A 9,778-nucleotide genomic window follows, 5' to 3' on the forward strand; every position below is an offset into this window, starting at 1 on the left:
GGCTGGGTGCGCGCGCGGCGCAGCCGATCGTACGACGCCAGGGCAGTGCCCACCCCGGCCGGGTCGGGGAACTCCTCGGCGGCGAACGGACGGAGCAGGATCGCCAGCGTGGCGGCATCCTCCATCGCCTGGCCACCGCCTTGCCCGAGATCCGGCGTCATCGCGTGCGCCGCGTCGCCCAGGAGCACGCACCGGCCCCGCACGAACGTCGGGAGGGGCCCTGCCAGTTCATTGATGGGCAACCGGAAGACGGTGTCCGGAACCGTGTTCGCGAGCAACTCCGGCACAGGGGGATGCCAGTGCCCGAACAGCCGACGCACCTCGCCGAACTCGTCCGTCACCGTCTCATCGGCGGGCATCGAGGCGACCGCGAACCAGTAGACGCGGCCATCGCGAAGCGGAGCGAGGCCGAACCGCAGCCGATGCCCCCACGTCTCGCCCGCAGCCGACCGAAGGTCCACCGGCCGTTCGGTGATGCCGCGCCACGTGGAGTATCCCGCGTAGCGCAGGCCGGGGTCACCCGGCCACGACCGACGGACAGTGCTGCGGATGCCGTCCGCCGCCAGGACGACATCGAAGCTCTCGCCGACGAGATCCCCGTCGCCGCTCGTCGTCACCGTCCCCGAGGCCGCGTCGGCCCCGGTCACCTCGACGCCGAGGTGCAGCGTCCCCGGCCGCAGGGCGGCCACGAGCAGGTCGTGCAGCTCTGCGCGGTGCACGATCCGCAGGTGCGCCAGCGACGATGCGGGAAGCGTGGCCAGCCACCGGCCATCCGGACGTCGTTGACCCCCGCGCAGGATGCTCGGCTGCGTCGTCGTGATGTCCCGAAACCCCTCCCCCACCCCGAGGGCTTCGAGGGCTGCGACCCCGTTGGCGAAGACGGACAGGCCCGATCCCACCGGCCGCAGCTGGGGCGCCCGTTCGAGCACGACGACGTCGGCACCCGCTCGCTGCAGCCCGATGGCTGCGCACAGCCCGCCGATCCCCGCACCGATCACTGCAACCCGCATGACCCGCCCTCTTCTCGACATCCGCTCGCGATCTCAACATCCGTAGAGATCGCTACATCTGTAGAGACTATACAGCTGTAGAGTGGTGTGCATGCAAGATCTTTCCCCCGCCACACGTTCGCGACCGGAAGTGCTGGCCGACGCGGCGATCCACCTCATCGCGACCGAGGGCCTGCGTGCCCTCACACACCGAGCGGTGGACCGTTACGCCGAGCTCCCGCAGGGCTCGACGTCGTACTACGCGCCCACGCGCGCTGCCCTGCTCGAGCTCGTGGCGCGCCGCCTGGCGGAACGGAGCCTGGGAGACCTGCGGTGGCTGCTCGACGTGCTGGTGTCGGCATCCCCCGATATCGACCACGAGGCTCGGGTGTACCAGATCGCGACGATGCTCGCGGCGTTCGTGACGCGGCTCGTCGAACGTTCGGACGACATGCGCGCCCGCTACGCCCTGGTCGTCGACTTCATCGATCGCGAACCGCTGCGCGGCATTCTCACCTCGCGCTCGCCGCTGCTCGGCGAGACGCTCGACCTCGCCCGCTCCTCGCTGGCGCGCTTCGGCGTCGCCGCGACCGAGCGGCACGTGCAGGATCTCGTCATTCTCACCGACAGCATCGTGTTCTCGATGACGGTACGCGCAGGCAGCGACGGCATCTCGGTCGATCCTCTCGGCATCCTCACCGCGTTCTTGCGCGGGCTCCCCGCGGCCGACCTTGCGAGCGAGCCACCGTCCTCGTCGGGACGATGAAAGGCGGGCGACAGGTCCTCGGGAGACAAAGGTAACCGACACGTCGGCTTACCAAGGAGAGGAATCCATGTCGACCCACGACCTCGATGTCGGGCACATCATCCAGCTGAGAGAGGCCGGCCTCCCCCAGGCGTTCGGACGCCAGGATGCCGAGTTCCGCCCGCTGCTGAGCGGGTTCAACACCGCGATCGTCCACGATCCCGCCCTCGTGGTGGCCCCCCGGTCCGTCGAGGAGGTCATCACCGCGGTCGGCTTCGCCAACCGCCACGACCTTCCCGTTCACGTGCTCGGAAAGGGCCACGGCGCACTCGCCCCGGTCACCGCGGGGATGGCGATGGCCACCGACGACCTCGCGTTCGTCGAGGTGGACCATACCTCACGCACGGCGCGCGTGGGTGCCGGCGCCACCTGGAACGACGTGCTCGAGGCGACGGCCCCGCACGGCCTCGCCGCGCTGTGCGGATCGGCTCCACACGTCGGCGTCATCGGATACCTGATGGGCGGCGGCATCGGCCCCGTGGCACGGACGTTCGGGTTCGCCGCCGACCACGTGCGTTCCGTCAGCCTCGTCACCGCGGACGGCGGCCTGGTGCGCGCGGATCCGTACTTCAACCACGACCTCTTCTGGGCCGTGCGCGGCGGGAAGGGTGGATTCGGCGTCGTCGTGGAGGTCGTGATCGACCTCTTCCCCCTCGCGTCGCTCTATGGCGGAGGCCTCTACTTCAGCGCGGAAGACACCCCGAACGTGCTGCGGTCCTTCGCGGAATGGGCGCTCGATCTGCCGGACGAGCTCACGACGTCGCTCTCGATGCTCCGCCTTCCGCCGGCTCCCGAGCTGCCGGAGCCGTTGCGCGGCAGGTTCGTCTCCCACCTGCGGGTCGCCTACGTCGGCGACGCCGAGTCGGCCGAGGCGGCTCTTGCGCCGATGCGGGCCGCGGCGATCCCCCTCATCGACACCGTGGGCACGATGCCGTACTCACAGATCGGAGCGATCCACTCCGATCCCGTCACCCCGATGGGCGTTGCGGACGGCGGCATCCTGCTGGACTCGTTCGGGCGCGACACCGTGGAGGCGCTGCTGTCGGCAGCGGGGCCGACGGTCGAGCTTCCGCTGGCCGCCGTCGAGGTGCGTCGATTGGGCGGCGCGCTGGCACACCGGCCCGACGTGGACAACGCCGTCAGCGGCCGTGAAGCGCCGTTCGGTCTCCACGTCGTCGGCGCACCGATCCCTGCGCTCGTCCACACGGCGATGCCGGCCATCATCGCGGAGCTGTTCGCGGCGCTGCGACCGTGGGCGACGGGAACGACGCAGGTGAACTTCGTGGGCACAGCCAATGGACCGTGGGCCCTCGCGACCGCGTGGCCGGAGCCGGTGCGCGAGCGCCTTCGTGAGGTTCGTCGCCGTCACGATCCCGCTCGGCGGTTCCCTTTCGTGGGCGACTGACCCGCCGCCGAGGGGCGCCCCCTCAGCCCCGGCGGGCCTTCGGCCCCGGCGGCACCTTGTACGCCCCGGGTCGGACCCGCTCCGCCCGGGGCACGTCGATCGTCATCCGGCACACCCAGGCCTTGATCGCCGCGCCCAGCAGCCCGGTGAAGGCGATCGGCAACGGCGAGTCGTCGCGACGCGTCACTTGGATGTACCCGCGTCGGCGACCGAGGCTGAGGGAGGGACCGAGCAGACCGATCGAGACGCTGGGCGCGGGCTCGGAACGCAGGTGCGCAAGGATCGTATCGGCGGCGGCACCTCCCATGGGGAGGGCGACTCGAGCACCCATCGGCAGGTGGGCGCCGACGCTGTCGGGGAGACGCACCGCGTCGCCGGCCCCGATGACGGCAGCGTTCGAGATGCTCACCAGCGACGGATCGACCAACAGGCGATCCCGGTCGTCGACGGCCAGCCCGCTCGCTGCCGCGAGGTCGGGGACGTCGAATCCTGCCGCCCATACCGTGAGATCGAACCGACGCTCCGTTCCGTCCCGAAGACGCACCCCTCTCGACGTGACCCGCTCGACGCGGATGCCCTCGACGATCTCGATTCGCAGTCGAGCCATCGCCCGGCGGATCGACCGGCGTGCGGCAGGACGAAGTCCTGCGCCGAGGCGTCCGCCTGCCAGCAGCGTGACGTCGAGCCGAGGATGGGCCTCGGCGATCTCGGTCACGGTCTCGATGCCCATCGGACCTCCGCCGACGACGCAGACCCGCAGCGTCCGAGCGGCGGAGAGTCTTCTGCGAACTTCCTCCGCCCCGTCCACCTCACCGATCGCGACCGCGTGCTCGGAGACGCCCGGGACCGCTGTCGCAGGCATCGATCCCACCGCGTAGACGAGACCGTCATAGCCGATGGTCGTCCTCGCCCCGCCGTTGACGACCTCGACCGCTCTCCCGAGAGTATCGATCCGGACGGCCCGCCCCACCACGACGTCCACGTCGTCGTGGATCATCGACCGCAGCGGCAGCACCGCATCCGACGCTCCTGCTGCGTGCTCGTGCAGGCGGATGCGGTGCACGAAGCGGTCGCTCGGATTGACGATCGTGATCCGCACGCGCTGCTGCTCCGCGGCCGTGAGCGATGCTCTGAGACGGTTGGACGCGATCATGCCGGCGTACCCGCCGCCGACGATCACGACCGAGAATGCTGACGACGCCAATCTGCTGACCATCGGCTGCTCCCTTGCTTGTCACGTGTGTTCGAGCGTCTCGCGAGCGGCTTTCGGGGAGCTTTCGGCCGGCCGGTGCGCACGCGGGCTCAGCCTAAGCATGAAAGCCCCGCGCAAGCCCGGGCAGCCGCGCCGAAAGGCCACCGCAAGAGCCGCTTCCTACCGTGAGCGGCATGAACATCGACTCTCCGCAGCGCACGCTGCGCCCCCTGTCCACGATCGGCGCGGTCGCGCTCATCGCTTCCCTCGTGACCGGCTGCGCGCAGGGGGCAGCCGGTCATGCCCCGACCCCGGTGACCTTCGAGGACGTCCAGTCCGCCACGATCCAGATCGAGGCCGTCGGCACCTTCGTCTCGCCCGAATCCGGTGGATACGAGGCAGCCGGTCGCGGATCCGGATTCCTCATCTCCCCCGACGGCGTCGCCGTCACCAACAACCACGTCGTGGTGGGGGCGGGCACCCTCGACGTCTGGCGCGGCGGCGATACGTCGAAGACACTCAACGCGAAAGTGCTCGGGTCGTCGGAGTGCCTCGATCTGGCGGTCATCCAGCTGACGGGCGACGACTTCCCGTACTTCGACTGGCGCAAGGACGACATCAAGACGGCGATCGACGTGTACGCCGCGGGGTTTCCGCTGGGCGACCCCACGTTCACGATGACGCGCGGCATCGTCTCGAAGGCATCCACCCCCGGTGAGACGCCGTGGGCATCCCTCGACTCCGTGATCGAGCACGACGCCCGCATCCGCGGCGGCAACTCGGGCGGTCCCCTCATCGACGCCGACGGTCGCGTCCTGGGCGTCAACTACGCCGGCAACAACACGTACGACACCAACCTCGCGATCCACCGCGACGAAGTGCTCGCCGTCGTCGATCAGCTGCGAAAGGGCGACAGCGTGCTGAGCCTCGGCATCAACGCGCAGGCGATCACGGACGAAGAGGGCCAGGGGTTGGGCGTCTGGGTCAGCTCCGTGCGGTCGGGCTCGCCCGCGGATGCCGCGGGCGTCGAACCGGGCGACCTGGTCACCAAGATGCAGGGCGTGACGCTCGGACGGGACGGCACCTTGGCTGACTACTGCGACGTGCTCCGCACCCACGGTCAGGACGCGACCATCGACGTCGACGTCTACCGACCCGCAGAGGGCATCTACTACCGCGGGCAGTTCAACGGCGAGAAGCTGACGCCCGTCGAGGTCATCGGCGGGGCGGGCGGTGGCGAGAGCGCCGTCGCCGACGGCGAATACACCGTGATCTCCGACGACTCCGGAGCCATCCGGGTCGAGGTCCCCGCCGCCTGGAACCAACTCGACGGCGCCGGATACACGAACGAGAACGGCACGTGGGCCAGCGTGATCGCCACCCCCGACATGGCCGGCTTCGCCGAAGGCTGGGACACGCCCGGAGTGTGGGTCGCGGCATCCCCCGACACGCGCGTCCCTCCGGAGGAGCTGCTGAACCGCGCCGATGTGTTCCTCTCCGACAACTGCGCGCCGCAGGGTCGCGACGCGTTCGACGACGGCGCGCACGTCGGCATTTTCGGGGTCTACGAGCAGTGCGGCGGGGTCGGCGCAGCATACGTCTTCGTGGCGGCCACAGCCGTCGACGGCAGCTACACGATCACCGTCGCCGTGCAGGCGAACTCGGAGGCCGATCTCGCCGCCATCGACCGGGTGATCGGGAGCTTCGTGGCCGGCTTCTAGGCCGCCCCCGCAGGTTGCTGAGGAGAATGCAGGATGCTGAGGACCGGATGCCGGGATTTCGTCCTCAGCATCCGCCATCTCCTCGGCATCCGCCGCCTGCGGCATCCGCCGCCTCCCCGGCATCCGCCGCCTGCGCACCCGCCAGGCCCTCGACGTGCAGAGTTCGGCCGCTCCGCCCCGCGCGAGCCGACCGAACTCGGCAAGTGGACGCCGCGGGGGGTCACGGCACCGCGCGTCAAAGCATGCACGCACACGCGGGTAGCATCGGGCCATGGATGTCGCCGTACTCGGCGCGACGGGCGATGTGGGTCGCGCAGTCTGCTCGGACCTGATCGCGCGGCGCGTGCTCGGCTCGACATCACGACTTCAACTCGTGGGGCGGCAGGGCGGGCCATCGGCCCTTGCCGTGCACGGTCTGCGCGCGGACCTCATCGATGCCTACGACGAGCATGCGCCCGTCATCGACGTCGCGTCCTCCCCCGGGGACGTGGTCGCCGACATCGTCGTGTTCGCGGCGGGGGCGACGGTGCCGACCGATCGCGCGCGGGCCATCGATCGCGACTCGCTCGCTCGTCGGAATCTCGCCGTCTTCCGGGAGTATGCCGACGCGCTCCGCGCGAACGGCACCGGGCAGGAGGTCGTGATCGTCGTGTCGAACCCCGTCGAGCTGGGGGTCAGGGTCCTCGCCGACGCGCTCGGACGGCACCGCGTGATCGGGATGGGCGCGTGGCTCGACACCCTGCGGTTCCGGCGGGAGATCGCCGCCGAGCTCGGCATCCGTCGCCAGCGGGTCAGCGGGTTCGTCGCCGGCCAGCACGGCGACGGTGCCGTCGCGCTGTGGTCGACGGTGCGGCTGCGGGGACTGGACGTCGACGAACGCAAGGCCGTCGTCGACCGGCTGCGCGGCGACCGTACGCTGGACACCTTCGCGGCCGAGTTGGCCGACGCCAAGGCGCAGCTCGTCTCGCTCGGGGCGGAAGACCCGGCATCCGCGTTCTCGCTGGTCGAGACGCTGCGGCCGGGCATCCGCGGCGTCGTCCGCCCGTACCTCACGCACACCAGCGGCGCCAAGACGGCGATGGCGACGGCGGCGGCCACGGTCGATCTCGTGGACACGGTGCTCGACGGCCGCGAGATCGTCGTCGCCGGTCAGGTCCGGCTCGACGGCGAGATCTCGCTGGAGGGCGAGCCGGTGCGCGGTGCGCTGGGCGTCCCGATCGTCGTGGGCCCCGACGGCTGGTCGCGGGTGCTGCTGGACGATCTCGCACCCGACGAGGAGCGGCTCCTGGCCGCGGTGAACCGTCAGGTGCAGGCGGCCCTCGCCGACTGGGTGGACGGGGAGGCGCCGTGAGCACGATGGACGACCGCTGGGTCGCATTCCTCATCGTCGACGACCGCACCGGCGCGCTCACCGCGGCGACCGAGTGCTTCTCGACGCGCGGAGTGAGCTTCGAATCGGTGAACACGCTCGACGTTCACGAGGGCCGCGGCGTCCTCGCCTTCGTCTTCGCGGGCACCGAGCGCCTGGCGCGCGTGCTCATGCGCACGCTGCAGCGCCTCGCGTCCGTCCGCGAGGTGCGGGTGTGCAGCGCGGCAGATCCCGACGTGCGCGCGATGGCGCACGCGACGATTCCCGCGGATGCCGGCGCCATCGCCGAAACGGCGCGCGACGCGGATGCCGACGTGATCCCGGTGGGCGCTCATGCCGCCATCGTGACCGGCTCCCTTGCCGCGGTCGAGCACGTCACCGACGCGTTCCGCGACGCCGGTGCGAACGACGTCGCGCGGATCGTGCTCCCACCCGTGTGGGAGTGACCGCCCGGCCGCGGTGTGTCAGGGTGCCGTCACCGGATCGACGGTCGTGAGACCGAGCAGCCCTGCGAGACGCAGCATGTTCGCGTCGTGAGAGGCGAGCACGAGATCCCCGCCCACCGCGAGTGCACTCGCGAGGTGAATGGCGTCGAGCGTCTTGGTGTGTTCGGTGATGGCTTCGGCGGTGATGAAGATCTGCTCCGTAACGGGGATGAAACTCACGTAGTCGAGAACGGCGGCGCGCTCGTGCAGCGGTCGCCCCGCCCGCCGCAGCGTGCGCGTCAGCTCGGTCTGCAGCAGTCGTGACGAGACGATCTCCGTGCCGGGACCACCAGTCAGATCGTCGAACCACTCGGCCGCCCGGCCCTCGACGAGAACGACGTCCGCAACCACCGAAGAGTCGAGGTAGTAGCGGGTCACCTGTCTTCTTCCATCTCAAGGAGAATCGCCTCGACCTGCTCGGTCGTGTAGGGCCGCGGGCCCAAAGCCTCACGGAGATTCGCCGGTCCCCGTTTGCGCGCCGGGATGAGGGTGACGCCGGGTTCGTCCAACGGGACGAGCTTGGCGATGGGGTGACGATGGCGCGTGATGATCACCGTCTCGCCCGCTTCGGCTCGCGCGAGCGCCTCGGTGGGGTTCTGACGGAGTTCCGCGACGGAGATGGCGTTCATGCCACAAATATAGATGTGAAATCTACTTTCGTCTACGACGACGGATCCGCGACCGCGATCACAACCCCGTCCGCGATCCGGTACGGCGCGGTGGCGACGAGCGAGCCGAGCACGCGACGCAGCCGCGACACCTCCGCCCGGGCCGAGATCTCGTGGTCGCGGTCGCCGAACACAGCCGCGCTCAGCTCCGCCGCGGTGAGGCCGGCGGGGCCCGCCGTGGTGAGCAGCCGCACGATCTCGGCGTGCCGGGGTGTCAGGGTGACCGTCCACTGCTCGCCATCGCCCCAGACTTCGAGCACGTTCCCGACGAGCCTCGCCCGCACCGGTCCGCGCTGCCCCGCCGGGCGGAGCAGCCAACCGTCCGGAAGTCTCTCCGGCACGCAGATCCCCACCCCCGGGATGGCGATGAGCCGCCCGCTCGCGGGGGCGGCGACCCGGTCACGCGGCGTCGTTCCGACGTGGTGCGCCACCCAGCCGTCGTCGTCGACGATGAGCGCCGGCCCGCTGCGCATGAGGTGCTCGGCCGAGCGCCGCAACCGGTCGAGGCGCTGCTCGTGCCGGCTCCACAGGGCGACCTCGGCGAGTCTCGCACTCGAGCGCACCAGCGCTCCGATCGCCGGATGCAGGGTGCGCGCGGGACCGCTCACGTCGACCACACCGATGACTTCGCCGGTGCGGGGATCGTGGATCGGTGCCGCCGAGCAGTACCACGGATGCTGCTGCTGCTCGAAGTGCTCCGCGGCGAACAGTTCGACCGGTGCCGCCTCGGCGAGCGTCGTCCCGATCGCGTTGGTGCCGACGCGGTCTTCGGTCCAGCGCGCGCCCTCGACGAACCCCAGGCGGTCAGCGACGGCGCGGGTACGCACCGCCCCCTCGCGCCACAGCACCGCACCGTCCGCGTCGGTGACGACGACGATGTAGTTCGCCGCTTCCGCGGTCCCGGTGAGCACCGCTCGCACTTCGCCGATGACGTCGCGCAGCGGCGAGCGCTCGCGCAGCGCGGCGATGTCGGCGGTGCGCGACGGACCGCGACGGTTCTCGGCATCCGGATGCAGCCCGAGGCTGATCGCCCGCTGCCACGACCGCGCGACGAGAGGGCGCGGGTACTCGGGCGGACGTGCACCGCTCAGCACCGCATCATGGATGCGCCGCAGCGCCCGGGCGCGATCGTCCAGGTCGGCGA

General features: G+C 70.7%; 10 protein-coding genes. 5 read left to right on the forward strand and 5 right to left on the reverse strand.

The window, feature by feature from the left end; translation table 11 throughout:
• On the reverse strand, window positions 1-1,010 hold a 1,010-nt coding region (locus WBP48_RS07740), incomplete at its 3' end, for an FAD-dependent monooxygenase (protein ID WP_424438509.1).
• A 91-nt stretch (window positions 1,011-1,101) separates the two neighbouring features.
• On the opposite strand from WBP48_RS07740, the gene WBP48_RS07745 reads away from it, so the two are divergent.
• Both WBP48_RS07745 and WBP48_RS07750 read left to right on the forward strand, forming a co-directional pair.
• On the forward strand, window positions 1,102-1,755 hold the full coding sequence (locus WBP48_RS07745; protein WP_424438512.1) for a TetR/AcrR family transcriptional regulator: 654 nt from the start codon (window positions 1,102-1,104) through the stop codon (window positions 1,753-1,755).
• Window positions 1,756-1,822: 67 nt separating this feature from the next.
• On the forward strand, window positions 1,823-3,199 hold the full coding sequence (locus tag WBP48_RS07750) for an FAD-binding oxidoreductase (protein ID WP_424438515.1): 1,377 nt from the start codon (window positions 1,823-1,825) through the stop codon (window positions 3,197-3,199).
• A 22-nt stretch (window positions 3,200-3,221) separates the two neighbouring features.
• Here the strand turns inward: WBP48_RS07750 and WBP48_RS07755 are convergent, their stop codons facing one another.
• Window positions 3,222-4,415, reverse strand: a complete 1,194-nt coding sequence (locus WBP48_RS07755; RefSeq protein WP_424438518.1) for an NAD(P)/FAD-dependent oxidoreductase — start codon at window positions 4,413-4,415, stop codon at window positions 3,222-3,224.
• A 170-nt stretch (window positions 4,416-4,585) separates the two neighbouring features.
• Between WBP48_RS07755 and WBP48_RS07760 the strand changes: the two genes are divergently transcribed.
• The 3 genes from WBP48_RS07760 to WBP48_RS07770 all read left to right on the forward strand — a co-directional run bounded on the left by WBP48_RS07760 (window position 4,586) and on the right by WBP48_RS07770 (window position 7,927).
• Window positions 4,586-6,112, forward strand: a complete 1,527-nt coding sequence (locus WBP48_RS07760; protein WP_424438521.1) for a S1C family serine protease — start codon at window positions 4,586-4,588, stop codon at window positions 6,110-6,112.
• A gap of 271 nt (window positions 6,113-6,383) precedes the next feature.
• Complete coding sequence (locus WBP48_RS07765) at window positions 6,384-7,463, forward strand: lactate/malate family dehydrogenase (protein ID WP_424438524.1); 1,080 nt, start codon at window positions 6,384-6,386, stop codon at window positions 7,461-7,463.
• A complete protein-coding gene (locus WBP48_RS07770; RefSeq protein ID WP_424438527.1) occupies window positions 7,460-7,927 on the forward strand; it encodes a hypothetical protein in 468 nt (155 codons plus the stop codon). Before WBP48_RS07765 ends, WBP48_RS07770 begins: the two co-directional genes overlap by 4 nt.
• 18 nt (window positions 7,928-7,945) lie before the next feature.
• Here the strand turns inward: WBP48_RS07770 and WBP48_RS07775 are convergent, their stop codons facing one another.
• The 3 genes from WBP48_RS07775 to WBP48_RS07785 all read right to left on the reverse strand — a co-directional run.
• Complete coding sequence (locus tag WBP48_RS07775; protein ID WP_424438530.1) at window positions 7,946-8,344, reverse strand: type II toxin-antitoxin system VapC family toxin; 399 nt, start codon at window positions 8,342-8,344, stop codon at window positions 7,946-7,948.
• On the reverse strand, window positions 8,341-8,595 hold the full coding sequence (locus WBP48_RS07780) for a type II toxin-antitoxin system Phd/YefM family antitoxin (protein ID WP_424438533.1): 255 nt from the start codon (window positions 8,593-8,595) through the stop codon (window positions 8,341-8,343). Before WBP48_RS07780 ends, WBP48_RS07775 begins: the two co-directional genes overlap by 4 nt.
• Before the next feature lie 32 nt (window positions 8,596-8,627).
• Window positions 8,628-9,778, reverse strand: a 1,151-nt coding sequence (locus WBP48_RS07785) for a GAF domain-containing protein (RefSeq protein ID WP_424438536.1), incomplete at its 5' end; no start/stop codon positions are given.

It is taken from the genome of Microbacterium sp., from assembly GCF_049661145.1.
Taxonomy (GTDB): Bacteria; Actinomycetota; Actinomycetes; order Actinomycetales; family Microbacteriaceae; genus Microbacterium.

Coding starts and splice junctions, on each gene's coding strand:
- WBP48_RS07745 (WP_424438512.1), top strand. CDS start 1,102: ATGCAAGATCTTTCCCCCGCCACACGTTCGCGACCGGAAGTGCTGGCC.
- WBP48_RS07750 (WP_424438515.1), top strand. CDS start 1,823: ATGTCGACCCACGACCTCGATGTCGGGCACATCATCCAGCTGAGAGAG.
- WBP48_RS07755 (WP_424438518.1), bottom strand. CDS start 4,415: ATGGTCAGCAGATTGGCGTCGTCAGCATTCTCGGTCGTGATCGTCGGC.
- WBP48_RS07760 (WP_424438521.1), top strand. CDS start 4,586: ATGAACATCGACTCTCCGCAGCGCACGCTGCGCCCCCTGTCCACGATC.
- WBP48_RS07765 (WP_424438524.1), top strand. CDS start 6,384: ATGGATGTCGCCGTACTCGGCGCGACGGGCGATGTGGGTCGCGCAGTC.
- WBP48_RS07780 (WP_424438533.1), bottom strand. CDS start 8,595: ATGAACGCCATCTCCGTCGCGGAACTCCGTCAGAACCCCACCGAGGCG.